This is a genomic window from Nostoc sp. (genome assembly GCF_036916655.1).
Lineage (GTDB): Bacteria > Cyanobacteriota > Cyanobacteriia > Cyanobacteriales > Nostocaceae > Nostoc.
This window is the reverse complement of record NZ_JBALFY010000107.1, coordinates 41,963-66,061: the sequence shown is the minus strand read 5'-3', so window position 1 is coordinate 66,061 and position 24,099 is coordinate 41,963. Positions and strand designations below refer to the sequence as shown.

At 41.9% G+C, this 24,099-nt stretch carries 24 protein-coding genes and 1 other annotated feature; of the genes, 9 read left to right on the top strand and 15 right to left on the bottom strand.

The window, feature by feature from the left end; genetic code table 11:
• Window positions 1-64 precede the first annotated feature (64 nt).
• The 3 genes from rplA to rplL all read left to right on the top strand — a co-directional run bounded on the left by rplA (window position 65) and on the right by rplL (window position 2,170).
• Window positions 65-778, top strand: a complete 714-nt coding sequence (gene rplA / locus V7L31_RS29385; RefSeq protein WP_334699495.1) for a 50S ribosomal protein L1 — start codon at window positions 65-67, stop codon at window positions 776-778.
• Between the two features lie 62 nt (window positions 779-840).
• Window positions 841-1,009 (top strand) — a sequence feature (ribosomal protein L10 leader region).
• A gap of 62 nt (window positions 1,010-1,071) precedes the next feature.
• On the top strand, window positions 1,072-1,686 hold the full coding sequence (gene rplJ, locus V7L31_RS29380) for a 50S ribosomal protein L10 (protein ID WP_334699494.1): 615 nt from the start codon (window positions 1,072-1,074) through the stop codon (window positions 1,684-1,686).
• Between the two features lie 97 nt (window positions 1,687-1,783).
• A complete protein-coding gene (gene rplL, locus V7L31_RS29375) occupies window positions 1,784-2,170 on the top strand; it encodes a 50S ribosomal protein L7/L12 (RefSeq protein ID WP_179066191.1) in 387 nt (128 codons plus the stop codon).
• Between the two features lie 169 nt (window positions 2,171-2,339).
• Here the strand turns inward: rplL and V7L31_RS29370 are convergent, their stop codons facing one another.
• Both V7L31_RS29370 and V7L31_RS29365 read right to left on the bottom strand, forming a co-directional pair.
• The gene (locus V7L31_RS29370; protein ID WP_334699493.1) at window positions 2,340-3,173 is read right to left on the bottom strand and encodes an ATP-grasp domain-containing protein; all 834 of its coding nucleotides are present in this window, start codon (window positions 3,171-3,173) and stop codon (window positions 2,340-2,342) included.
• A 26-nt stretch (window positions 3,174-3,199) separates the two neighbouring features.
• Entirely contained in the window at window positions 3,200-4,072 is an 873-nt protein-coding gene (locus V7L31_RS29365; protein ID WP_334699492.1) for a hypothetical protein, read from the bottom strand.
• 136 nt (window positions 4,073-4,208) lie between these two features.
• Here V7L31_RS29365 and V7L31_RS29360 point away from each other — a divergent pair, with 136 nt between their 5' ends.
• Genes V7L31_RS29360 through V7L31_RS29350 form a run of 3 tightly spaced genes read left to right on the top strand, consistent with a single transcriptional unit; the run spans window position 4,209 to window position 6,684 of the window.
• Window positions 4,209-5,126 carry a metallophosphoesterase family protein gene (locus V7L31_RS29360; protein WP_334699491.1) on the top strand — a complete coding sequence of 306 codons (918 nt, stop codon included), beginning with the start codon at window positions 4,209-4,211 and terminating at the stop codon, window positions 5,124-5,126.
• Between the two features lie 5 nt (window positions 5,127-5,131).
• Window positions 5,132-6,385: an AAA family ATPase gene (locus V7L31_RS29355; protein WP_334699490.1), complete on the top strand. Its 1,254-nt coding sequence runs from the start codon at window positions 5,132-5,134 to the stop codon at window positions 6,383-6,385.
• Window positions 6,382-6,684, top strand: a complete 303-nt coding sequence (locus V7L31_RS29350; protein WP_334699489.1) for a retron system putative HNH endonuclease — start codon at window positions 6,382-6,384, stop codon at window positions 6,682-6,684. Before V7L31_RS29355 ends, V7L31_RS29350 begins: the two co-directional genes overlap by 4 nt.
• A gap of 69 nt (window positions 6,685-6,753) precedes the next feature.
• On the opposite strand, the gene V7L31_RS29345 is transcribed toward V7L31_RS29350, so the two are convergent.
• The 4 genes from V7L31_RS29345 to V7L31_RS29330 form a co-directional block, all read right to left on the bottom strand.
• The gene (locus V7L31_RS29345; RefSeq protein WP_334699488.1) at window positions 6,754-7,380 is read right to left on the bottom strand and encodes a hypothetical protein; all 627 of its coding nucleotides are present in this window, start codon (window positions 7,378-7,380) and stop codon (window positions 6,754-6,756) included.
• Between the two features lie 139 nt (window positions 7,381-7,519).
• Complete coding sequence (locus tag V7L31_RS29340) at window positions 7,520-10,033, bottom strand: CPBP family glutamic-type intramembrane protease (protein ID WP_334699487.1); 2,514 nt, start codon at window positions 10,031-10,033, stop codon at window positions 7,520-7,522.
• Between the two features lie 480 nt (window positions 10,034-10,513).
• Window positions 10,514-11,224, bottom strand: coding sequence for a GDYXXLXY domain-containing protein (locus V7L31_RS29335; protein WP_334699486.1), 711 nt, complete (start codon window positions 11,222-11,224; stop codon window positions 10,514-10,516).
• Window positions 11,225-11,393: 169 nt separating this feature from the next.
• Window positions 11,394-12,812, bottom strand: coding sequence for a DUF2157 domain-containing protein (locus tag V7L31_RS29330; protein ID WP_334699485.1), 1,419 nt, complete (start codon window positions 12,810-12,812; stop codon window positions 11,394-11,396).
• Window positions 12,813-12,984: 172 nt separating this feature from the next.
• Between V7L31_RS29330 and V7L31_RS29325 the strand changes: the two genes are divergently transcribed.
• Complete coding sequence (locus V7L31_RS29325) at window positions 12,985-13,956, top strand: RsmB/NOP family class I SAM-dependent RNA methyltransferase (RefSeq protein ID WP_334699484.1); 972 nt, start codon at window positions 12,985-12,987, stop codon at window positions 13,954-13,956.
• A gap of 187 nt (window positions 13,957-14,143) precedes the next feature.
• On the opposite strand, the gene metX is transcribed toward V7L31_RS29325, so the two are convergent.
• Together metX and V7L31_RS29315 are read right to left on the bottom strand one after the other, a co-directional pair.
• Window positions 14,144-15,262: a homoserine O-acetyltransferase MetX gene (gene metX / locus V7L31_RS29320; RefSeq protein ID WP_442944512.1), complete on the bottom strand. Its 1,119-nt coding sequence runs from the start codon at window positions 15,260-15,262 to the stop codon at window positions 14,144-14,146.
• Between the two features lie 118 nt (window positions 15,263-15,380).
• On the bottom strand, window positions 15,381-16,685 hold the full coding sequence (locus V7L31_RS29315) for an O-acetylhomoserine aminocarboxypropyltransferase/cysteine synthase family protein (protein WP_334699483.1): 1,305 nt from the start codon (window positions 16,683-16,685) through the stop codon (window positions 15,381-15,383).
• 670 nt (window positions 16,686-17,355) lie between these two features.
• Here V7L31_RS29315 and V7L31_RS29310 point away from each other — a divergent pair.
• Together V7L31_RS29310 and V7L31_RS29305 are read left to right on the top strand one after the other, a co-directional pair.
• A complete protein-coding gene (locus V7L31_RS29310; protein WP_334699482.1) occupies window positions 17,356-17,598 on the top strand; it encodes a hypothetical protein in 243 nt (80 codons plus the stop codon).
• A 64-nt stretch (window positions 17,599-17,662) separates the two neighbouring features.
• On the top strand, window positions 17,663-17,812 hold the full coding sequence (locus tag V7L31_RS29305) for a hypothetical protein (protein WP_334699481.1): 150 nt from the start codon (window positions 17,663-17,665) through the stop codon (window positions 17,810-17,812).
• An 8-nt stretch (window positions 17,813-17,820) separates the two neighbouring features.
• On the opposite strand, the gene V7L31_RS29300 is transcribed toward V7L31_RS29305, so the two are convergent.
• The 7 genes from V7L31_RS29300 to V7L31_RS29270 all read right to left on the bottom strand — a co-directional run bounded on the left by V7L31_RS29300 (window position 17,821) and on the right by V7L31_RS29270 (window position 24,087).
• Window positions 17,821-19,014 (bottom strand): MFS transporter, encoded by a 1,194-nt coding sequence (locus V7L31_RS29300; RefSeq protein WP_334699480.1) that lies wholly within the window; start codon window positions 19,012-19,014, stop codon window positions 17,821-17,823.
• Window positions 19,015-19,164: 150 nt separating this feature from the next.
• Entirely contained in the window at window positions 19,165-19,557 is a 393-nt protein-coding gene (locus V7L31_RS29295; protein WP_334699479.1) for a ribosomal maturation YjgA family protein, read from the bottom strand.
• Window positions 19,558-19,601: 44 nt separating this feature from the next.
• On the bottom strand, window positions 19,602-20,300 hold the full coding sequence (locus tag V7L31_RS29290; RefSeq protein WP_334699478.1) for a glutathione binding-like protein: 699 nt from the start codon (window positions 20,298-20,300) through the stop codon (window positions 19,602-19,604).
• Between the two features lie 65 nt (window positions 20,301-20,365).
• Window positions 20,366-21,142: a class I SAM-dependent methyltransferase gene (locus tag V7L31_RS29285; protein ID WP_334699477.1), complete on the bottom strand. Its 777-nt coding sequence runs from the start codon at window positions 21,140-21,142 to the stop codon at window positions 20,366-20,368.
• Window positions 21,143-21,176: 34 nt separating this feature from the next.
• On the bottom strand, window positions 21,177-21,866 hold the full coding sequence (locus tag V7L31_RS29280) for an SDR family NAD(P)-dependent oxidoreductase (protein ID WP_334699476.1): 690 nt from the start codon (window positions 21,864-21,866) through the stop codon (window positions 21,177-21,179).
• A gap of 4 nt (window positions 21,867-21,870) precedes the next feature.
• Window positions 21,871-23,166 carry an MFS transporter gene (locus tag V7L31_RS29275; RefSeq protein ID WP_334699475.1) on the bottom strand — a complete coding sequence of 432 codons (1,296 nt, stop codon included), beginning with the start codon at window positions 23,164-23,166 and terminating at the stop codon, window positions 21,871-21,873.
• 255 nt (window positions 23,167-23,421) lie between these two features.
• Complete coding sequence (locus V7L31_RS29270; protein WP_334699474.1) at window positions 23,422-24,087, bottom strand: nitroreductase family protein; 666 nt, start codon at window positions 24,085-24,087, stop codon at window positions 23,422-23,424.
• Between the last annotated feature and the right edge of the window lie 12 nt (window positions 24,088-24,099).

Below are 24,099 nucleotides of genomic sequence, written 5' to 3'. Positions count from 1 at the left end.
AAGGACAAATAATTAAAAATTATCGGGGGAGAGGCGAGGCTTCGGAATTACCCCAGGAGAAAAAATGCCAAAAGTATCGCGTCGTTTGCAAGGACTGCAAGCAAAAGTAGAAGAAAAAGATTATCATCCCTTAGAAGCTTTAGCCCTTCTCAAGGACACAGCAACAGCTAAATTTACCGAAGCTGCCGAAGCGCATATCCGGTTAGGGATTGACCCTAAGTATACAGACCAACAGTTGCGGACAACGGTAGCACTGCCCAAAGGTACAGGACAAATCGTCCGCGTGGCGGTGATAGCCAGAGGCGAAAAGGTAAACGAAGCGAGCAACGCTGGTGCTGATATAGTCGGGTCAGAAGAACTGATTGACGAAATCCAAAAAGGTAGACTGGATTTTGACAAGCTGATTGCCACACCCGATGTGATGCCACAGGTGGCAAGGCTGGGTAAGTTGCTTGGGCCGCGTGGTTTGATGCCATCACCCAAAGGTGGAACCGTAACATTTGATTTAGCAGGTGCGATCGCAGAATTCAAAGCTGGTAAATTAGAATTCCGGGCTGACCGAACTGGCATTGTTCATGTTATGTTTGGTAAGACAACTTTCTCGCCTGAAGATTTGTTAGTCAACCTGAAGGCATTGCAGGAGACGATTGACCGTAACCGTCCTTCAGGAGCTAAAGGTCGTTATTGGCGCACATTTTATGTGTCAGCCACTATGGGGCCATCAATTAAAATTGATGTCACCGCCCTACGAGATTTGAAACTGAGTGAAGCAGCGTAATTTTTGGTCATTAGTCATTAGTCATTTGTAAAGACAAAAACAAAGGACAAATGACAAATGACAAAATTAAATAGGCAAAGCCGGAGACAGCAGGTGCTAACAGCTTAAATATCCTGCCGAGGTTAAAACTCTAATTGTCAAAATCATCACGCAGCAAGGTGTGATAACTATGGCATCAGGAGTCTTACTACTCAACCCCGGCTATATTAGCTGGGGTTTGTTGTTTGGGTTCAGGTTGAGAAAAAACGTAAAAGTAGGGCAATCACCGATTGTTTTAAGGAGGTGAGATTGGAATGGGTAGAACACTAGAAAATAAAAAAGAAATAGTAGCTGACCTCAAAGAAACTTTGAGTGAGTCAACTCTGGCACTGGTAATTGATTATCAGGGGCTAACAGTTTCGGAAATCACAGACTTGCGGCGGCGGCTGCGTCCTAGTGGCACCGTTTGTAAGGTGACTAAGAACACTCTCATGGGCATTGCCATTGAAGGTGATGACAAATGGCAACCTTTGTCAGAATTACTCAACGGTTCTTCTGCCTTTTTGCTGGTAAAAGACGATTTTTCATCGGCAATTAAGGCATACCAAGAATTCCAAAAAGTCACCAAGAAGACAGAACTTCGCGGTGGTGTACTGGAAGGTCGCCTACTCAAAGAACCTGATGTCAAGATACTCGGAGACTTGCCATCTAAGGAACAACTCATCGCCCAAATTGCTGGGGCTATCAACGCCTTGGCTACCAAGATTGCTGTGGGTATCAACGAAGTTCCTGGTTCACTAGCTCGTGCTTTGAAGGCTGTGTCCGACCAAGAGCAAAGTGGTGATAGCACCGAAACCGCTGCTGTCGAAGATAGCAGCACCGAAAGCACTGCTGAAGCTGATAGCAGCACTGAAGCTGCTGCTGAATAGACTTCGTGGTTCATTCATCAGTCAAAAGTCAAAAGTCTATAGTTAAAGACCAATGACCCATGACAAATAAATAATCAAACTTACAGGAGTTATATCAATGTCTGCTGCAACCGATAACATTTTAGAACAACTAAAAACCCTTTCTTTGCTGGAAGCTTCTGAGCTAGTCAAGCAAATTGAAGAAGCTTTTGGTGTAAGTGCTGCTGCACCTGTTGGCGTAGCAATTGCCGGCCCTGGTGTTGTTGCTCCTACTGAGGAAGTTGTTGAGCAAACCGAGTTTGAAGTGATTCTCGAATCAGTCCCAGCTGATAAGAAGATTGCTGTGCTGAAGATTGTCCGAGAATTGACCGGTTTGGGTCTGAAAGAAGCTAAAGACTTGGTGGAAGCTGCGCCTAAGGCAGTTAAAGAAGGTATTGCTAAGGATGCTGCTGAAGATGCTAAGAAGCGCATCGAAGAAGCTGGCGGTAAGGTAACTATCAAGTAGTCCCAATTCTATTACCAGTTTTTTATTATTAAGGAGCCTAAGTTAGGCTCCTTTTTTTATAAAATAAGACGCTTGGGTTAAGGGCTACTGGCAACAATTTTGAGTTTCTGAGACGCGATAAATCGCCGTCAATACAAGTGTTTTGTTGCTCATTCTGAACTGTATTGTTTTATTTTGAGGCTAGGCTAATGAGCATTTTTTCAAAAATTCTCAATACAGGCTCCTCTCCATTGTCTCTAGTGAAAATACTATAATTTGGATGAGAATTAATTTCAATTAACCAATATTGATTATCTCTATCTAAGACGATATCCAAACCACCATAATCAATATCTAATTCTTCAAAAATTGGTCTGGCGAAATTAGCAATATCTGATAATATTTGTGTATCGTTGATATGTTTGGCTCTTGCACCATCCCAGTGGAGAGGACTGAGATTACCTATAAATTTTGCATCAGTTATATCTTTCTCATAGAGTAGAACTAATTCTTTATTTAAAAAAACGGCTCGATACTCAGATTTTATATGAATGAACTCTTGAGCGATCGCAACGTAATCATACTTTTTATTATTAATATTGAAAATCTCTTTTAAAGCGGTTTCAACTTCATCTGTATTCTGGCATAAAAATACGTTATGTCCACTTGAACCAGAATTTCGTTTAACAATTACAGGTGTTTCAAAGTTTTCTTTGATTTCTAATATAATGTCTTGAAAGCTGGGAAATTTTAAGTAAATCTTATATTGGAGGTCACAAAAAGGGGAAAGAAAACCTACTGTCCGAGGAAGCTTAACTTTTTTCTTTAAAATATGGTAAGTGTATTCCTTATCTTTAATGATTTGTGCTACTGCCTGATTTATGATCGGAGTACTATAATTACAAAAATAATGGTGTTGATTATTGAGTTTTATTTTGATTAAGTTTTCCGCAGGATGAATAATTTCATAGCTAATGTTTAAGTTTTTACAAGCTTTGAGCAATAACAAAACGTTGTCTAACATAAATACTACAAGTTAAACGTCTAAATTTAGGAATTATTGTAACTTGCTATTTGCCGTTTAAAAATCACTATCTCAGTACCAACAACTGGATTTCGAGCTATTAGCCTATTTTGGGAGTCGGTAATTTCTAAATGGGTAAAATCAAGTTCTTGAGAGCGTTGTAATATCTCCGCAGCTAGTTTGTCTTGCTGAGATTCCTTGAGAGTGTACCAATCATCACTAATTTTGACTGTAAGATTACTCGTGCGAAAGTTGGCTTGAATTGACTTTATCAGACCAGAGGCAATGCGATCGCTAATTTCAGCCACCTGATTTTCAATAGCCGCAATCAAAGCTTGTTCTGGTGTCAATTCTACGATTGGTGTCGGCGTAGGAATTGGTTCTGGTTCCGGTTCTGGGGTTGGTGGGGTAATTTGTACTTCTGGCGGCGTAATTTCCTCTGGTGGCTGTGGTTCTGGTGCGACTGACTCCGGTGGAGTAGTTATCGTTGATGTTGGTATGGGAACCTCTTCAACTGGTGGAACCGTTGCTATTTCAGTCGGTTTAGCAGTAAGGACAGTTGTAGTCGCCCAAACGAGAATTACAGCAACTCCAGTCACAATTCCCGTCAAAGCTATATCTGATAACTTTGTTGACAAATTTGATGGTAAAAACAAGCGGATTGTCCTTAACAGTCCATCCCATCTCAACTGAAGCTGCTGAAAAAAATCAGGTTTTTCCTCAGTACCAGGTGGGGGTGCTGTCTCCAGTTTTTCCACCGTTACTTCTAAAACCCCAATCGTCCCTTGGAGAAGTTGGATAATTTTAGCCTTCCAAAATGGCTGAACTCTCTGGTAAGGTTTTTGGGGAGGTTGAGTTATCTGCTCATCCGTCGGTTTTGACTGATTGTCTTGTGACATGGAACTTTCACCAAAAGCAGCGAATCAAAGACAAACAACGTACATTATTACTGGTGCTGCCTTCTTTTGCCTTAATGTATCACTTCATTGCTCAAAGTTTTCCGCTAAACTGACTATTTATTAAATTTGGTGACTTATGAACCTGAAACGCCGTCAATTTCTATTTTTAAGTAGCCTCAGCACTATTAGTGCAGGATTTTTAAGCTGGATATTAACTCATCAAAATCATCAAAGTGCTGATATTAGCGATTCAACAACAGCTATAGCCGCTAACCCAGCCAAAAAAGACTTGTTATTACGTTTTGTGTCTGTAGCAGATACGGGGACTGGGGCTAAGGGACAGTATGCCGTGGCTAGAGCGATGAATGCGTATCACAAACAAAATCCTTATGATTTAGTTGTTTTAGCTGGAGACAACATTTACAATAACGGCGAAATTGAGAAAATTAATGAAGTTTTTGAGCGTCCTTATCAACCTTTGCTAAAGCAGGGTGTAAAATTTCAGGCTTGTTTAGGTAATCACGATATTCGTACTGCGAATGGCGATCTACAAGTTAAATATGTCGGCTTTAATATGAAGGGACATTACTATACATTTCGCCGCGGAACTGTACAATTTTTTGCTTTAGATACTAACGGGAACGCTGATTGGGAAAACCAGCTAAGTTGGTTAGAAAAAGAATTAAGTATTAGTAATGCTCCTTGGAAAGTAGTCTTTGGTCATCATCCGATTTATTCATCGGGTCAGTATGGGAGTAATCCAGATTTTATTAAAACTTTCACTCCTCTATTTAAAAAATACGGCGTTCAACTTTACATCAATGGTCACGAACACAATTATGAGCGAACTCGTGCTATTGATGGGACAACTTACTTAATTTGTGGCGCGGGTGCTGGTAATCGTCCTGTAGGGCGTTCTGAGTGGACAGGATATTCTACTAGTGACTTAAGTTTTGCCTCTTATGAGGTGTATAAAGATAGAATAGAAATAAGTGCGATCGCTACTGATAATCGCGTTTTTGATAAAGGGATTATTCAATTAAAATCAGCGTAATTATTATGAAAGTCAAGCGCTTGAAAATCCAATCCTTCCGTGGAATCGGCGATTTGACCCTGGAATTTGATCTAACGGAACCTATTGTGCTTATTGATATCAATGGTGTAGGTAAGTCCAGTATTCTTGATGCTCTTTCCCTCTTACTTTCGCGTTTTATGGAGTGGATCGGAGGCGTTTATACAAAAGAGGAAGTAAGGGTATTTAGTGAACTAGATATTTCTAATAAAGACACATTAACAAGACTGAGTATTACAATTTTATTAGGTAGAGGAGAAGATGATTGGGAAATATCTCGAAGTCGTAATGGGGTATCTGAAGATTCAATGCATGAACTGATAAAATCTACTGCTAATGCAATTTGGCGTCATTGGCAAAATGAGCCTGAATACAACTTACCTCTAGCAGTATACTATCCTGTCAATCGTGCAGTTCTTGATATTAGACTAGAGATTCCAAAGAAAACTCAGTTTAAGCAAATAGATGCTTATGAAAAAGCGCTTACGGGCAGCAGAAATGACTTTGCAATTTTTTTCCAATGGTTTAGAAACCGAGAAGATTTAGAGAGTGAGTTACTACGAGATAATCGTACTTACCAAGATTCACAGTTAAAAGCAGTTAGACAAGCTATATCTTCATTGATACCTAGTTTCTCAAAGTTACGGGTTCGTCGTTCTCCTTTAAGAATGACTGTAATCAAAAAAGGTGAAGAACTTATAGTAAATCAGCTATCTGATGGGGAGAAATGCTTGCTGGCTATGGTGGGAGATTTAGCAAGACGATTAGCGATCGCAAACCCTAGTTTACCAGATCCCCTCCAAGGTAGTGGCGTTGTTTTAATTGATGAAATTGAACTCCACCTACACCCTAAATGGCAACGAGAAATTATTCCGGCGTTGACAAGAACATTCCCCAATTGCCAATTTATCGTCACCACATATTCACCTCAAGTAATTAGCCAAGTCAAGCCGGAAGGAATTTATATTCTAGAAAAAACAGACGAAGGTGTTGTTGCTAAAAGACCAGAAAGTTCCTTTGGGAGAGATAGCAATCGGATATTAGAAGACCTCATGGGTGTTCCAGCACGTCCACAAGAAATTAAAGATCGTTTACATGAGTTATTTAGACTAATTGATGAAGGTAATCTTGATGGTGCTAGGCAATTATCTCAAGAAATTGCTGATATTATTGGACAAGATGAACCAGAATTAGTAAAAGCAAGTGTATCTATTCGACGCAAAGAGATTTTGAAGCGGTGAAATATATCAAAAAAAGTGAGGAGCCAGAAAGTTTTACCGTTTGGAAAAATTTAGCAAATGAGGATTGGCAACCAAGTTGGGAGAACTTCAGCAAACCACAAAAAACCGATGTACATAATTCCTTGTTGCAAGAGCAAGGTTTTATTTGCTGTTACTGTGGAAGACGGATTAATACTGATGATAGCCATTTGGAACATTTAAAGCCAAGAACAACTTATCCTCAATTAGCGCTAGAATACACAAATATACTGGCGTCATGCCAAAAAGATACAGTACGCAAAGAACCTCTCCATTGGTAGTTGTTCACTAAATCATCAGTCGCCTGCCAAGGCATACTTTGATGCTGTCGGATAATAAAGTAGCCTTTTTCAGCAGCAATACCAAATAAGAACTTGAGTGTACAAAAATTCCGGTCTGCTTTTCCATTCATCGTCTTCTTCAACACTAGGTAGCACTTCATCAAACAAAGAACGTTCTTGGGCATGACCGTCTTCACAAGGAAATACATCTATTGCCAGCATCAAGCTCGGATCTAGTACAACCAAAGATTGCCCTGGTAATGGAGCGCTATTGATTTGGCGCAGTTCTTTTAGACGATGTTCACTAGCTGCGATGTCTTCGACAACCCCTTCGGGGAACGCATTACCATCAATAATTTTTACTCGATAACCTGGTAGTAAATCAGGTATTGTTGCGTTTAGATGCCGAATTGTAGCTTCCATTTGTCCAGCGACCTCTCTGACTAACTCCCCATTGATACTCGGTTCGATACCATTGATTTTGTTATAGACCGAGGTAACTGAAACACCTATTTCTTCAGCAGATGCTTGGTGGGCTGCATGTACTGATGGGTAAACTCCGCAGACGGCAAGGCTCATCAAATTGACGACTGTGGAGAATAATAACTCGCGAGTGTACTGGGTTTTTGCACTACGTTCAAACAGTTCATCCAGAATTTGGGGACATAACGCTTTTTCTAAAAGCCCACGAACCATTACGGAAACTGGACTTTCTTTTATGAATCGCTCCAACACCTGCCAAGCGCAACATTTCTATTCTCCACCCAACAGAGTTTCACCTCTTTTGAGCAAACTACAAATCAAGCCATTACACAACACCTTGAAAGGGCTAGTCCTACTTATCTAATTTTCTGATTCCTCCAAAAACAATTAACCAAACTACTACTACAACCCAGTGAATTAAAACTATTACAAACAAAGATCCGGTGAGGATATATGCAGCAGTACATATAATTCCCAAAAATGTAGCTAAAACCAGAAAAGCAGGATCGTAAAATGTGGGAATTCCCGCTTTAAACAAGATTTTAGCATTCAATGGATGATATAAAACAAATAATAATAAACTAACTATTGCCCACAAACTCCATCGGAACCAATTGGTGATTTCGTTAGGATGAGGAAGCAAAAAAACGCGAAAAAAGAGTTCTTCAACAATCGCAGGTAAAAATAAACAGCGCAATATTAATAAGCATTTGTCAATCCAATTTGCAGACCAAATTTGTATATTTAAAAATCCAAACTTCCAACCATAGGGTAGAGCAATAATACTGTAAATTATCAGCATTACAACTATAACTAACCAATCTTGTAGTGTCGGAACTGCCAAGGACGCTAAAACGCGATTTAAAATAATTGAAAGTGGTGAAATATCTGTAAAAGGAATCTTAATTTGTCCTAAAAGGATTGTTGGTGCAATGGGTGTAATATTAGGTTGCCAACCACCTACTTGATTAGTTCGCAAGACTTGCATAATCGCACCATGTTTTAAAAATATTGTGGCGAGATCGTCGTGTGCTTGTTTTGGCATTATTGTTCGCCATGTTGTCAAACCAGCCCAAATACTCCGATCTTCAAATGGTGGCTTCGTTTTTCCTATGCCCGTACCTGCGAGTATACCTGCAAGGCTTTGCCAATCAGCGCGAACTATACCCAAGGGTGCTAATTGTTGTTCTAAAGATTTACCTAATTCAACTAGCCGCTGAAAGCGTAATGTTTGTGGGTGATTGGGGTTAGCGCGTACCCAAGTTTGAATTTGAGGAGTTGTAGCAACTTGGTTTTTAATTGCCAGTATCGCCGCATAAAGTGCTTGGCTTGCGTCCTGGACACATGAGGTAGCAGGTGATACCATTGCGCCACCAGTTCCATCACCAACCCGATAACGTGCCATTGTTACCTGTAATTGTTGCTGGAATTCTTCTAAAGGCGAAAGTTTAATCCCATCAAAATCATAATCTTGCGTTACCGGGTCGAATTTGATCAGAATATCTGATACTGGACGTGTTGCCAGCCAACCACGTTGTAAATTACCCATATAATCAGCCCATGTATGCGTTCCGGCAATAATTCCATCAGGGTTATGGGCATAAATTTGGTGGTATTTAGTCTCGAAGCGTAATTCTTTAGTAAACTCGTCACGGATAACTTCTGCGATTCCAAAAGCAAAATGTCCGGTGATAGTATAAGGTACTCCAACTGGTTCAGCTTTACGTCCGCCAATTCCACCAAATAGGTGTAAGACAATAGCTTTATTGCCTTTTTGCCATTTTGAAACAGATTGATTATGTGAATTTTGTGTTTCTACAGGTTTTAATAATACGGTATTGAATTTACCTTTATTTTTCTCGGTATTTCGCCAATTTACTTCTTGGATGTGATTTAGCCCTAATTTCTCACCAGTAATAATTTGAAGGGGTTCTATTTGAAATAGAGAACGAGGTGCCAGGGCGCTGACTGTAAATATGCCCTTTGCATCGGCAGCGCCATAAATATACCATCCAGCTTCACCCACAGGCGATTGTTCGATTTGCTGCGAACTTGAAGGAGCAAAATTTCGTGTATCTATTACTTGTTGGGGAATACGAATAGTTTCTTCAAGACCATCAAACTTATTGGAATTAGGGTTATAATGCTTTGTCAAAAAATAATCACTATACTGCTTTTCTTTGGGAATTAAAAGAGTTTTGGAGCTAGATTGTACTGGTTTAATTATTTTTACTAGCCCATAAAATCTACCAGTTGCTAAAATAGGTTCGCGTTCAATTTGCAAAATAGATTTTTCTTGACTTGCATCAATGATTGTACTTGCATCTAAAGCAACGATTGTTTCATCAACAGGATTTGCACCAGCCAAAGAGCGTAAAATACCTACTTTACGAACTCCATTTAGTCGAAAAGGATGAATGTTTCCTTGTTTTTGACTTTTAATCACTTCTGAAGTGAAATTTATATCTCGCGTTACCGCTCGATCCAAAGCAAGTAAATCTTTATTTTTTTTCCACTCCAAACGTACAATTTTACCTAACAAATTTTGTGCTGTAGGTGGTACATATTGTACTTCCATCCATACCCAATCTAAACCATCTTGTAATTGCTGTTTGGTTGGTAAAATTAACCTTCCTACCCAATTGCTAATAGGTTTATAAAGATTTGTAGATGGAGTTTTGGTAATGGGATAAAAACCAGATTGATTAAAATTTTGTCGAATATGAATTGCGTAATTGCTTTCTTGCTGTACTAGCTGGGGTTGTTTTGAGGAAAGTTGCCATATCACAATTACTGCGATGAACGCTAGCGGTAATAATATCGTAAATAGTAGCTTTGCTTTTCGACTCAATCCACGAAAAATCATATATTATCAACAAGTTTTAGTTGCTGATAATCTTACTCCAAATATATTGTTTTGAGTCTATGCCGTAAAGGACTGACAAATAAAAAGATTCAACTAATTCTTGTGGAGTGGGCGATACGAGAGCCATACAGACTGGGCGGGCAAGATGCCCACCCCACAAGATTGGATAATTTATTTCTTGGAAGTCTCTAATCCAGGACTATTTGATCCTAAATGTAGGCGATATATCAATACGCTTGGGTTTTCGAGACGCGATAAATCGCCGTCTCTACAAGTGTTTTGGGCGATATATGAGAATACGCTTGGGTTAAAGGTTATTGGTGTAGAGAATTGGTCTTTGAAGACGCGATTTATCGCGTCTCTACATTCTTTTTCACCAAATGAATGACAAACAGAAAGTTCTGAGCGCCGATTTCCGACGCTCAGAACTTTGGAGACAAACTTGGCGTGTGAACATGCAGTGTTTATTTGCCTAACAGCTTAAAAGCGATAGTTGCGATCGCGCACCCACATACTAACTGGCACTGCTTTACCTTGTGGATCGACTTTCGCCTTGACCACAATGGGCGGTACTTGTCCTCTGCGGGCGCGTTGGGCTTGTAAGTCGTTCCGAATCTGCTGGCGTTGGTTTTCGGGGATGTAATATGTTTCCAAGCCGTAGTTAATAGAGCCATCCTGATAAACACCTTTTAAGGCTGCCTGATTGGCTCTAAGAGTTGTGGGGCGATCGCTACTTACTCTTAACGGTCTCCAAGCTCTCGGAACACCACTACCAGAGGATAGCTGCTCTTGCAAAGTCACGTAGATATTGGTTCCGTCAGGCAATCTTCTGCCACTTCCACGACCTTTGCTGACTAGTGTTTGCCAGCCAGGTAGTCTACTTAAAGTTGATGTACGGGATATGTTGTAATCTAAGGCTAAGGTGTTACCTTCTAACACATTGTTAGGGTCTACAGGTACGGTTTGCAAAATCACCGTCTTACCTGTTACGTCTGTATAAACCGCTTGGGCTGGTACTGCCATAATTAACCCTGTTTGCAGCGCCAGGGGAGCTAGTAACCGCCAAAAAGGTAAGGGCTTATTCGATTTTTGTTCAGTTGCAATCAAGTAATCCCGAAAAGTCACCTTATTAGAGAATTCGGCTTCGGGAGACAAGGGCTTATTCTTAGATTCAGAAGAGGTATTCGTCATGAGCGTAGTCCTAAAAAGCAGAGGTGTTGAGGAGTTCAAAAGTAACGAGATTAGGACTGACGCAGAGAAACTTTAAAAATTTTGACGCACAGAGATTTCAGAATTTTGGATTTTAGATTTTAGATTTTTATTCAATCCAAAATTTAAAATTCAAAATCTAAAATTTGCCCTACTTTTTACTTGTAGAGCTACCACCAGGTAGGCGGCGTTCAAACCAGAGTCCAGCGCTAATTAAAGCAGAACCGCACAGGATATAGACTAGCGACTTAAAAAGTAAGTCGGTGTCGTACTCTTGCACGCGACTGATAATTTGCAGTGTTACTAACAGCATACCGCCCCAAAAGGAACTTCTGTTGCTTAATTTCAATCCTTCTTGAATTAGTCCCCAGGCTAATGTTGCAAGAAGTACATTGAAAATGAAAATGCCAAGTTCATCAATCCGGCTGATAGTTTGATGCCAAAAAGGTACTATTACAATGAAGACCAGAAATGTACTAATGACAGCAGTCGTGAAAATCACTTCGCGGCGCGGAGGGTTATTTCTTTGGCGCAGTAGAAACAACCATTGCAATACCGCCAAGCCGCTGAGAATCCCCAAATCGATAATCGGCAGAGACTCGAATAAGTTTGTCAAATTCGTTGGCTGATTAAAACTATAATCAGGAGATTCCCAGACCCAACGAAAAGACAGAACATAAAAGACGATGCCGAAGCTTACCAACGCTAAATTACGGGCTAGAGATTGAAACAATCTATAATTTATGGTTGGAAACAGTAAATCATCATAACTCCAGAATAATGCAGATGGGAGTGCAAAAGCAAAAGATGCCACCCAAGGGGCTATATCAGCATAATTTAGCAGTGGCAGAGGATTAAGGTTGGCTTGTAAGGAACTAGCAAAAACAAAGGCTGCTAGACCAAAAATCCAACGCGATCGACAGAAGTAGGCTAAAGGTACAAATACTAGCCATGCTAACAAAGGTAGATGCTGTACTACTAGCCGCGACCAAGTTAACTCACCTGAAGCGTACCATAAGTCTTCTAGTCCAGTCCAGTAGCCAATTTCTACGAGGACAATTGACAGAATTCCTAAAGAATTTAAGGACAAACTGAAGGCCATGACTACAACACCGAATCCCCAGGCGAGAAACAGTTGGGAAGCTGAACCGATGATGTTGAACATCTGGGCCATCAGAAGTAAATTTGCACCGAAGATGAAGGCGCTTAAAATTAGCAACCCCTCTCCCAGTAGGCGTTTGCTTCGCTCTGGTTTCTTTCCTTCAGGTGGTCTCCAACTGTAAAATCCAGTAATTGCGATCGCAAAAAACAAACTCATCATCAAAATAAATTTGATTTCTCGCGATCCTCCCTGCCAGTTTCCTGATACAAAGGTAATTATGCCTAAGCATAATAGTATGCTGCCGATAGCAATTGCGATCGCTTTGTTGCGATCGCGTGCAGCAGCTTCCAGGTTTTTAAATTGATAACGTTCTGCTATCTGTTCATACTGCGAAGAACTAATTAATCCTTCATCCCTCCATAATTGTGCTTGTTTGCGTAATTTTTCCTGAAAACTATCTAAGAACATGACCTTCTCCGGTGCAGTGGGGTAGCTTGGCCATTGCGATCCCAATGGCGGTCATTATATGAATGAGTATGAAGCCAAAAGCCTTAATTACATTGTTCTTGTGTAACAGTTTGATTTTGATTCAGATACAACGTACTAATTCGTAATTCGTAATTCGTAATTCGTAATTTATATGGAAAAACCTTCTAATTTATTACTTAAAGTCTCGCGGCGTTTGTTCGCCAATGTAGACGATCAAGAAAAATTTATTGAGGCTTTAATGAATCCTCAGCCTTTTTCACCCAGTATTCTTTGGTGTCAAGAAAAGCCAGAAATCTCGCCTTTGGCAGTAGAAACACCAACCTCTTGGCAACCACAATTTATAGACCGCTTATCTCTGGGAGAAAAACCTGGTAAGCATCCCTTACATGAAAAAGGATATTTCTATTGTTTAGATTTTTCTTCGGTGTTTGCAGCTACTACTTTCTTAGCTATTTCTCAGTCAGTGTATGTAGTTTTTGATATGTGTGCCGCACCAGGAGGTAAAAGTATCTTTGCTTGGAGAGCTTTAGAACCTGAATTACTCATCAGTAATGAAGTTATTGGCAAACGTCTGGGAATGCTAATTTCTAATTTGAAGCGTTGCCAAATTAATCCTAGTGCAGTGGTTAATAGAGATTCGAGTATATTTGCCCAAATGTTCCCTGACTCTAGCAATTTAGTAATTGTAGATGCTCCTTGCACCGGACAATCTTTACTTGCTAAAGGCGAAAAAGCACCTGGATGTTTTCACCCAACTGCTATTAACAAGAGTGCAAATCGACAAAAGCGGATTATAGCTAACTCTGCTAAACTGGTTTCACCTCAAGGCTATCTTGCGTATATGACTTGTACATATTCTCCCGAAGAAAATGAGCAGGTTTGTGAATGGTTTTTAGAACGCTTCCCCCATTTTCAAGCGATAGAAATTAGCCTTTTAGCTCAATATCAATCGCATTTAACTACGATGCCTTGTTATCGGATGTTTCCTCAAGATAGGTTAGGTGCTGGTGCATTTACAGTTTTGTTTAAAAATACTAATGAGGATGAGGATGAGCCGAAAAAAATAGATTTGGATACAATATCTTCGCTGTATATCTACCAAAATATTAAAAATTCAAGTTAGGTATAAAAATCCTTGCCCCTCAACGCGCTCAGATACCCACTCAAAATCTGCTACACTATCTTTCAGTTGGCGCTGTCGCAAAATCTCAACTCCCGCGACTGTCGCCACTCCAAAAATTCTCTTGATAAACCCAATACCTAAAGTTGCGATCGCCTTTTCAATTTCATCATTCCATCTCAGAACCGAGTTAAGAGCCTGATAACTCTAAACTTTGTCGAAAAGAGACGATCGCTTTATTCAACGCTACCATATCAATTAAAAATGCATCATGCCCGTGGGTTGACTTCAGCCACGCCAGTTGAGCATTAGGAATTAGATTTGCTAATTCTTGTTGTTCCACTGGGGGATAGAGGATGTCAGAATCAATGGCGACAACTAAAGTTGGTTGCTGGATGCTTTGCAAAACAGATTCATAATTTGATAAATTAGCAACTGTGCGATCGCGTGCAATATCGTGGCGATCCATAATCTGGGTGAGAGTAATGTAAGTATTGGCATCAAATCGTTCTGTGAGCTTTTGACCTTGATGCTGTAAATAACTGGCTATAGCAAACTGCTCAGATGCATCATACTCCCGTCCAAAGCGGTTTGTAAAACTATCCCAAGAACGGTAAGTAGACATCGCCATCATCCGCGCCACTGCTAATCCCTGATTTGGGGGCGCATCCAGGGTATAGTTGCCTCCTTGCCAGTTTGGATCGGCATAAATTGCCTGTCTTTGGGCTTCACTTAATCCAATACACCAAGCTGAGTGCCTGCCAGAAACAGCAATAGGTGCGATCGCTTTCACCTTTTGGGGATATAATAATGCCCACTCTAATGCTTGCATTCCACCGAGCGAACCGCCAATTACAAACCGCAGAGATTGAACACCCAAGTATTCTAGTAGTACAGCTTGCAGGTGAACTATATCTCGGATTGTAATCTCAGGGAAGGATACACCATAAGGGTTCCCGGTTATGGGGTTGATAGTAGTTGGCCCAGTTGTACCGTAACAGCTTCCCAAGATATTGCTGCACACAATAAAATCGCGTTCGGGATTAAAAGCCTTCCCTGAACCAAACAAAGATTCCCACCAATCATCAGCGTCAGCCGAACCAGTTAAAGCATGACAAATCAGTACTCCATTATCGCCTTGAGCATTTAACTGTCCCCAGGTGCGATAAGCAACCTGAACCCCAGTCAATGTTTCGCCCCCTTCTAGTTGAAATGGCATCGTCAACTGATAAAACTGGGTTTGCGGTGAGATGAAGTCTGAGTAGATCATATCTATCGGTGAGTGGGGAGAAATCAATTCAAAATTCAAAATTCAAAATTGAATAAAAAGACTGGGGGAGATGGGCGAGTAGGGAGAAGAATTTTCCCCTCCGCCCCCCGCACCCTGCCCCTCTGCCTCTTTTCAAGGTCCAATTCTTTATTGAAAACTAAATCCTAACTTGTTGGAATGCCTGCTGAAAATCTTCTTTGATATCGTCGATATGTTCAATTCCTACTGATACTCGCACTAAATCGGGTGTCACTCCTGCTGAAAGCTGTTCGTCATCATTTAGCTGTTGATGGGTTGTAGAAGCAGGATGAATAACGAGAGTTTTCGCATCACCAACATTTGCTAAATGACTCGCCAGTTTTACATGATTAATAAAAGTTTTACCTGCCTCCAGTCCACCTTTGATGCCAAAATTTAAAACTCCCCCAAAGCCATGCCTGAGATATTTTTTCGCTCGTTCATAATACGGATGATTAGGAAGTCCGGGATAATTAACCCAAGAGACTTGCTCTTGTTGCTCTAACCACCGAGCCAATTCTAAAGCATTACTCACATGACGATCTACACGTAGGGAAAGAGTCTCTAATCCTTGCAGTAACAAAAAGGCGTTAAATGGACTCAAGGATGGGCCAAAATCTCGCAACCCTTCAACTCTGGCACGAATAATAAAGGCAATGTTGCCAAATGTTCCATTAGGGCCAAACACTTCTTGAAAATTTAGCCCATGATAGCCGGGTGCTGGCTCAGTAAATAGAGGGAATTTGCCGTTCCCCCAGTCAAATTTACCCGAATCAACAATTACGCCACCAATGGAAGTACCATGCCCACCAATCCATTTAGTTGCAGATTCCACTACAATGTCTGCACCATATTCAATTGGTCGAGCTAAATACCCACCAGCCCCGAAGGTATTATCCACAATTAAAGGTATGCCGTTTTCGTGGGCAATGTGAGCTAAAGCTGCAAAGTCGGGGATGTTGAATTGAGGATTGCCAATGGTTTCAACATATAACGCTTTCGTGCGATCGTCGATCGCCTGACGGAAACTTTCTGGCTCATCTCCATCAACGAATTTGACATTAATACCCAAACGTGGTAAAGATACTTTAAACTGGTTGTATGTTCCCCCATACAAGAAACTAGTGGAAACAATATTATCCCCAGCCTGAGCGATGGTACTGATTGCCAAGAATTGTGCCGCCTGACCACTGGCGGTTGCTAATGCTGCTACTCCTCCTTCTAAGGCAGCAATCCGCTTTTCAAATACATCCGTCGTCGGGTTCATGATTCGGGTGTAAATGTTACCAAATTCCTGGAGAGCAAATAACCGCGCTCCGTGGTCAGCGTCGTCAAAAACGTAGGAAGTCGTTTGGTAAATCGGTACAGCACGAGCATTCGTTCCAGGAGCCGGCTCTTGTCCAGCATGAACTTGCAGAGTTTCAAAACGATATTGTTCAGACATAAGCAGTTATTTGAGTTTCCAATTATACGTATTGAAGGAGGTAGGACGCAGGGGGCAGGGGGCAGGAGGAAATCAGTTGGGGATTTACCTCGACGACTGATTTGGCAGCCCTGAACTACCGTACCCTGCGGGAAGCTAACACACCAGTGGGGGTCTTAAACCCTTGCGCTATCTGTTTCCTGCCTTCCTAGATAATACTAATTGAGTGTCGGGTTGGATTAATCAACGGTAATTTACAAGGCTTACCGTATTTTAACTGGTCACGCTCAGGATTCCCCGTCTTTACAGCAGTTTTCATGTATTTGAACCACATCTGTCATAGGGGGAATTCATGAATTGCCCCTACTGTGTGGTCTATTTAGGGACTTCCAAATAAAAAAATATCCAATTAACTCTTGTGGGGTGGGCGTCTCGCCCGCCATACAGACTGGGCGGGCAGGATGCCCACCCCACAATATTGGATAATTTCTTTCAACGATGTGAGACAAGCCATTCGGCTTTTCTTAGTGCCGAATGGCACTGCTACGTTATATTTGAATCTAAAACTTTTTGTTAAAGAGCAAATCTGGGCGGTAACTTTATCTGGAAAGAGAAAATATTGATCTCTGCTTTAGATGACATTTTCAGCTTTCAGCTAAGATTGATGGTTAGTTTTTCACTCTCACTATCTATGCCTCGAAACCACAACAGCAATTCCCGAAGATTGCCCAAAATTAAAACCACGATTGTCTACATCTTTGGCATCATTACTGTTTTAGTCCTAGCCTTTCCTTGGCTGTACGAAATTAAAACCAAGGCTGGGATTGACATATCACCTGGACGCCACGCTGGAACCTTTTTTGAAAAACATACTTACGGACTTTTCAAGTGTGAGTGGCTTTATCCTTATCATTGTGAGCGCCCCAAAGGTTAACTAAACCTCATCTATGTTGAAACCTAGAGTTTTTTAAAAGATATATTTATGTAGGTTGGGTGGAGTGAAACGCAACCCAACATTACCATCAAATTTTATGTTGGGTTACGCTATCGCTGCACCCAACCTACAAAACTACGGTTCTCAAGGTAGACAAGGTTTAAAGGAATTTAACTTTGCATACCAAGCAAGAGTATTAATTAATACTTCATAAGCATTATCTTAGCTTTCATTGATGCTTTGCTTCCGCAAGACTAGCCAAACTGAGAGCAGAGCGATCGCTACACCAGCGCTAATAAAACAATAAATGTAGCCGAAGTTATCTACAATTCTACCGAATACTGCTGCACCGATTCCTTGTCCGACAAACAGGTTGAAGGCGAACAACGAAACAGCAGTACCTCGTGCTTCGGGGGCTAGCTCAGTGGCTTGGGTTTGGAGGGTGCTGTGCATCATATAAAAGCCCAATCCCATTAAAAGAGTCGAGGGGATAAAAAGTATCCAATTCTGGAATAATGCGATCGCTAAGAAGCTGATGCACATTAAACCTCCTCCCACCCCCACTAAACCAATTTCACCCAGTCGCCTGACTAACCATTTGACTGAGCGACTGTAAATTAGTCCACCTAATCCAAAACTACTGAGCATAAACCCGATCGTTACATAACTGAGACTATAGTGATCGCGCAGAAATGCCCCAGCGTAAGCAAATGCCCCAAATAGGCAAAAGCCTTCCACAAACACCCCGACAATCACAGTCTGGGCAATTGGTTGAATCAGTAGTTGGTAATAAGGTCGAAATGTTATCCTACTCTGACCTTGGGAAGGTTGGCTATCAGGCAGATGGCGCGTCTCACGCCATAGAAGTCCAGCAATGATAAGGGAGACGATCCCAAATAAGAGAAAGATATCACGCCAGCCGATATATTCTCCAAAGATGCCGCCCAAACTACCACCGAGAATTTGACCTAGTACTAAGGCACTTAAATACTTGCCGATGGCAGCTTGACGTTCTTCATAAGGAAAATTGTCACCGATATAAGCTAGGGTGACAGGGATTACCCCAGCAGCCGCCATCCCGGTGAGAAACCGCAGCAAGGTAAGTAAGAAGATATTTGACACAAAAGCACAAACAGCCGTGCCTACAGCAAATGCCGCCAATGCGACTGTAATTACCTGAAGTTTGCCAATGCGATCGCCTAGTGGCCCATAAACTAATTGAAATAGCCCGTAGGGAATCGTATATGCCGAGATAATCACCGCAGCAACGCCAACACCGACATTAAAATTGTCAGCAATGATGTGCAACAGCGGGTCAATTACCCGTGCATCGGCAATCACCATAAAGGCAGCAGCGCCCAACAGTCCTAATGAGACAGGTGTTTTTCCTGCTATATCCTTTGCTGATCTATCCACTTTTTATAAAGACTTTGTTTTAGGGATTTATTGTATGTCATTTGTGCTTGAAGACAAAATAAGATATAGCGAATGCTTAACTGAACCGTATTGCATTAAAGCCAACTATATCTTAATAATTATTATGGGCTAACCACACCTTCCAAGTAATTATGTTCTATTTTCCAACCATAGAACTGTTATAGTACCTATTCCATAAGCAATGATATCTTTCCAATCAAATACACTTCCTAAGGCAACAGCCAAAATCTTATATTTTTGCAATCCTAAAGTATTTACAAAATTAAAATATTGAAGAATTTCTATAGTACAAGAAAATGCAAAAACTGATAAGGCAACGATGGATGATTGTATATTTGAAAAGGTTCTGACGAAGCAATAAATTAGGATAACTACTAAAAAATCACCAATAAAAGGACGGATAAAACTCTCATTGACAAAAACTGCAATACATACCTCTATTAAAAATAGTATAGCCGTCAAGTAGAAATATTTTTTATTGAAAATCAACATAGCATCGCCTTTAGGCGTGGGGAGTGTCAATGATACAAAGGTAGGGGTTGACTTCTTGTTCAACCCCAGAATGCTCAAAGCTGAATAGTTTTCGCCGACTGGTTAAATAACAAATCTCGTGATTTATCTGGATCGAGCGCTTGAGTTTTTAAAGCTTCGGCTTTCTCGTAGGCGCGAATTGTTGCCGGACGGGCTTTAATTGTCTCAAACCAGCGCTTGACGTGAGGAAAATCCTCTAGATTTTGACTTTGGCGTTCGTGGGACACAATCCACGGATAGGCGGCAATATCGGCAATGGAATAATCGCCAGCTACAAATTCTCTATCTGCTAATTGCTTATTCAATACTGCATATAAGCGTCCTGTCTCATTTACGTAGCGGTTAATGGCATATTCAATCTTTTCGGGAGCATAGCCGCTAAAGTGATGATTTTGTCCCGCCATTGGCCCTAGTCCTGCCATTTGCCAGAACAACCATTCTAAAACTTGAGTGCGATGACGTATATCTTGGGCAATTAATTTGCCAGTTTTGTCTGCCAAATATAGCAAGATTGCGCCCGACTCAAATACCGAAATTGGCGCACCTCCATTTGCTGGTTCGTGGTCAACGATCGCCGGAATACGATTGTTAGGAGAAACCTTCAAAAATTCGGGCTTAAATTGATCCCCAGCCCCAATATTCACCGGAATTATGGTATAAGGTAAGCCGACTTCTTCCAAAAAAATCGTAATTTTATGACCGTTGGGGGTTGTCCAATAGTAAAGTTCAATCATGATTATTTCTCCTAAAATTATCCAATTTTTTTGTAGGTTAATAGTGCCTTACAGACATCTCTTCATTAGGAATTAGATTGCGGTGATTTAGCGATCGCAGCCCAAACTCTATGATGAACTTCAAGAATTTGCGTAGGATATCTTGTTTCGAGTAATGTCGCAAATTCTTGGTCAAATATTTCTACCTTTTCTGGTGTCAAGCTGGCTCCCACACCGGCACTAGCACGAATTCTTCCCCGCCAAGCCTCGTGTGTATAAGGTGCAAATACATCGTAAGAAAATGTGCGGATTTCTCGAAATCCTCCTTCGCCAATATCTTGTAACCATAGGGGATGCAAGCCATTACCGCCGCCCATATTCCAGGCGGGATTATGAGCCTCGATCAGTTGTTCTGTGGCTTCAACGACATTACCTTTTAAAGGTATCCAATCAAAATGTGCGATCGCGATCGAGCCATTTCTTCTCAATATGCGAGTAATTTCCTGGACGGCACGCGGACGATCAAACCAATGCCAACACTGTCCAGCCGTGACTACATCAGCACTGGCATCTGGTAACTCGGTATTCTCAGCAGTTGCGACTCGATAATCTACTTGGAGTTGGGCAGATTCGCTTAACTGTCTGGCTTGTTCTAAAAGTGACACTGATGGATCGATGCCGATTACATAAGCACCTCTATCAGCAAAGCCCCGCGCTAGCGTTCCTGTTCCTGTACCCAGGTCAACAATGTTTTGCCCTGGTAAACCTATACCATATTCAGACAGTCTGTTAAATAATGAACTAGGAAAGCCTGCGCGGTGTTTTGCATAATCAGTAGCAGTTGCACCAAAATCAATTTTCATACCTACAAAACTATTTTTGTAACAATTGTCTGGGCTAGAAGTTCTCTACCCACGGACGTAGTTCTACTTCATAAGTCCAAGCACTGCGGGGTTGGTTGAGGATATTGAGATAAGTTTGAGCGATCGCATCTGGGTCAAGAGTACTATCAGGATTATCTGCTGGATCTTGGCGAACTGCTGAACGGATTCCACCATCAATCACGAAATGCGCTACGTGGATATTCTTTGGTGCTAATTCTCTAGCAATACTTTGAGCCAAACCGCGCAGTGCAAATTTACCCATTGCAAAGGGAGCAGACAGCGGATAACCCTTAACACTCGCTGAGGCTCCAGTAAAAAATATCGCCCCGCCGCCAAGTTGCAAAAACCTTTTGGTAGCAGCTTGGGCTACAAGAAAGCCACCATAAGCAGTAACATCTAGGGTTTTTGCCACTTCACCAGGGTCTAGATCGACCAGAGGCCCCCGCACCCGAAAACTGGGATTGTAAACGACAACATTCGGGGAACCGACTTTTTGCTCGACATCAATAAATAACTGTTCTACTTCATCCGGCTTGGAGGCATCAGCAGCGAAACTAACCGCCCCAATTTCACTGCTCAATTGAGTGAGTTTTTCAATTTGGCGAGCTGCTAAAGCTACGGTAAATCCTTCTTTGGCAAATAGGCGAGCTAAAGAAGCGCTCAATCCATTACCTGCACCGACAATTAAAGCTGTTGTTGCCATAAATTTAATTCTCCATAACTGAAGATAAGTGTGAATTGCCCTTAGTGGGACTTTGACCAATTTGCAGTACACCAACTGCGGCAATCAGACAGAGAACGCCTGATAAAATAAACGCTTGTAAATAACTACCCGTCCAGGTTCTCAAGACTCCGGCTCCGAATGCTGCTGTGGCTGCACCAAGCTGGTGTCCGGCGACAATCCAACCGAACATCACGCCGACATTTTCTTTACCGAAGATGTTGGCAACCAGACGGACTGTTGGTGGTACGGTAGCAATCCAATCAAGTCCGTAGAAGACGGCGAAAATGGAAAGTCCATAGAAGGAAAAGTTGAAACTGAAGGGCAAGAAAATCAAAGATAAACCCCGCAGTCCGTAGTACCAACACAATAAGTAGCGATTGTTCCATCGGTCAGATAGCCAACCGGACATAGTAGTTCCGAAAAAATCGAATAGTCCCATGATTGCTAAAAGACCCGCCGCCTTGACTTCTGGGATACCGTGGTCAATACAAGCAGGAATCAGATGAGTACCAATTAACCCATTTGTGCTTGCGCCACAGATAAAAAAGCTACCAAATAACAGCCAGAAGTCGCGATTACGCATTCCCAGCCAGAGGGCGTTAAGGGTGGAGGCGATGGAATTGACTTTGGGCTGTAACACTTCCACAGTTTCGCTGTTGTCGCCAAAGGGTCGCAAACCAACATCCGCCGGACGATCGCGCATAAAGACTGCGATCGCTGGAATAATTAAAAGTGCTACACCACTAAGACCTAGAGCCGCAGTTCGCCAGCCAAAGCGATCGGCGACTGAAGCCAGCATGGGTAAAAACACTAGTTGCCCCGTAGCTGTACTGGCAGTTAAAATACCTAGAACTAGACCCCGCTTTTCCAAAAACCAGCGATTGACAACAATAGCACCCAAAACCAGGGCGATAACTCCGCTACCAGAACCGACTACTACACCCCACAGCAAGACTAGCTGCCAAGGCGCTGACATCAAAGTGGTTAAACCGACACCAAGGGCAATGACAGCAAGCGAAAATACCATCATCCGCCGAATGCCGATCCGCTCCATAACGGTGGCAGCAAAAGGGCCAATTAATCCGTAGAGTACCAAGTTAATGGAGATTGCTAAAGATATAGTTGCTCGACTCCAACCGAACTCTTGTTCGAGAGGCACTATAAAAACTCCAGGAGCAGAGCGAATTCCGGCTGCTACCAGCAAGGCTAAGAATGTTAAACCTGCAACGATCCAGCCATAGTGGAACGAACGACGCGCGAGGAAGGAAGCTAGGGACATGAGTGGGGGTGGGGAGTGGGGAGTGGGGAGTGGGGGGCAGGGAGCAGGGGAGCAGAGGAGCAGGGGAGCAGAGGAGCAGTAATACCAATTGGAAAAAAGAATGCGACAAATAGACCATTTGTAGAGACGCGATAAATCGCGTCTTTACTTTACCCAAGGATGTGTTGCAATCATTAATTGAATTGGTATAAGTTTTAGTTTTTCCCCTCTACCCCTCTGCCTTTTTCCAATGCCCCATTCCCAATTTAGGAAAATTTACCCTGCATAAGGGTTGCCAATTCTGTCTACAGAGACATTAGAGGAGAATGGCAAACGACCGGGATTTAAGCGTGGCTCGGCTGCATAGCCAACAGGGACTAAAACAGCGATCGCTAAATCTGGATTATCCCCAGCACCAATTACTTGCTTTACCTGATCCTCAATCCAACCGTTCATAAAACAAGTCGATAATCCCAAACTTTCTGCTGCTAACACCAAATGGGTAGCAGCAATAATCGCATCTTTGATGGCATACTCCCGTTGCTTGTCTCCTAGCCCCTGTTGAAATTGCGGAATAGCAGTTTTAAAATAATTTGCCGTACCTTCATTCCAGGCCCCAGTTGCAAGAGCCTGTTCAATGATCGGGTTCAAGTTTGTTTCAGATGCAGTTGCATCAGCAGCAAACACAAAGGTAACTGGTGCTTGGACAATTTGCTGTTGATTCCACGATGCTGCTGATAAGGCTGCTTTTTGTGCTTCATCTTGCACGAGAATAATTTGCCAGTCCTGAATATTGAAGCTGCTGGGTGCTGCCACGGTCAACTCTACTAGTTGCTTGAGTAGTTCTGGGGCGATGGGGTCTGTTTTAAAAGTTTTGATAGAACGACGTTTAGCGATCGCACTTGGTACATCTAAAGGTTGGGTTTGGATGACGGTACTCATGAGATTCTCCTG

Bases quoted from the DNA above. Each gene is read 5' to 3' on its own strand.
- V7L31_RS29285 (WP_334699477.1), bottom strand. From the start codon at position 21,142: ATGAAAATTGATTTTGGTGCAACTGCTACTGATTATGCAAAACACCGC.
- V7L31_RS29275 (WP_334699475.1), bottom strand. From the start codon at position 23,166: ATGTCCCTAGCTTCCTTCCTCGCGCGTCGTTCGTTCCACTATGGCTGG.
- V7L31_RS29280 (WP_334699476.1), bottom strand. From the start codon at position 21,866: ATGGCAACAACAGCTTTAATTGTCGGTGCAGGTAATGGATTGAGCGCT.
- V7L31_RS29335 (WP_334699486.1), bottom strand. From the start codon at position 11,224: ATGACGAATACCTCTTCTGAATCTAAGAATAAGCCCTTGTCTCCCGAA.
- rplL (WP_179066191.1), top strand. From the start codon at position 1,784: ATGTCTGCTGCAACCGATAACATTTTAGAACAACTAAAAACCCTTTCT.
- V7L31_RS29370 (WP_334699493.1), bottom strand. From the start codon at position 3,173: ATGTTAGACAACGTTTTGTTATTGCTCAAAGCTTGTAAAAACTTAAAC.
- V7L31_RS29340 (WP_334699487.1), bottom strand. From the start codon at position 10,033: ATGATTTTTCGTGGATTGAGTCGAAAAGCAAAGCTACTATTTACGATA.
- V7L31_RS29290 (WP_334699478.1), bottom strand. From the start codon at position 20,300: ATGATTGAACTTTACTATTGGACAACCCCCAACGGTCATAAAATTACG.
- V7L31_RS29315 (WP_334699483.1), bottom strand. From the start codon at position 16,685: ATGTCTGAACAATATCGTTTTGAAACTCTGCAAGTTCATGCTGGACAA.
- V7L31_RS29325 (WP_334699484.1), top strand. From the start codon at position 12,985: ATGGAAAAACCTTCTAATTTATTACTTAAAGTCTCGCGGCGTTTGTTC.
- V7L31_RS29310 (WP_334699482.1), top strand. From the start codon at position 17,356: ATGCCTCGAAACCACAACAGCAATTCCCGAAGATTGCCCAAAATTAAA.
- rplJ (WP_334699494.1), top strand. From the start codon at position 1,072: ATGGGTAGAACACTAGAAAATAAAAAAGAAATAGTAGCTGACCTCAAA.
- V7L31_RS29360 (WP_334699491.1), top strand. From the start codon at position 4,209: ATGAACCTGAAACGCCGTCAATTTCTATTTTTAAGTAGCCTCAGCACT.
- V7L31_RS29270 (WP_334699474.1), bottom strand. From the start codon at position 24,087: ATGAGTACCGTCATCCAAACCCAACCTTTAGATGTACCAAGTGCGATC.
- V7L31_RS29365 (WP_334699492.1), bottom strand. From the start codon at position 4,072: ATGTCACAAGACAATCAGTCAAAACCGACGGATGAGCAGATAACTCAA.
- V7L31_RS29355 (WP_334699490.1), top strand. From the start codon at position 5,132: ATGAAAGTCAAGCGCTTGAAAATCCAATCCTTCCGTGGAATCGGCGAT.
- V7L31_RS29330 (WP_334699485.1), bottom strand. From the start codon at position 12,812: ATGTTCTTAGATAGTTTTCAGGAAAAATTACGCAAACAAGCACAATTA.
- rplA (WP_334699495.1), top strand. From the start codon at position 65: ATGCCAAAAGTATCGCGTCGTTTGCAAGGACTGCAAGCAAAAGTAGAA.
- V7L31_RS29345 (WP_334699488.1), bottom strand. From the start codon at position 7,380: ATGGTTCGTGGGCTTTTAGAAAAAGCGTTATGTCCCCAAATTCTGGAT.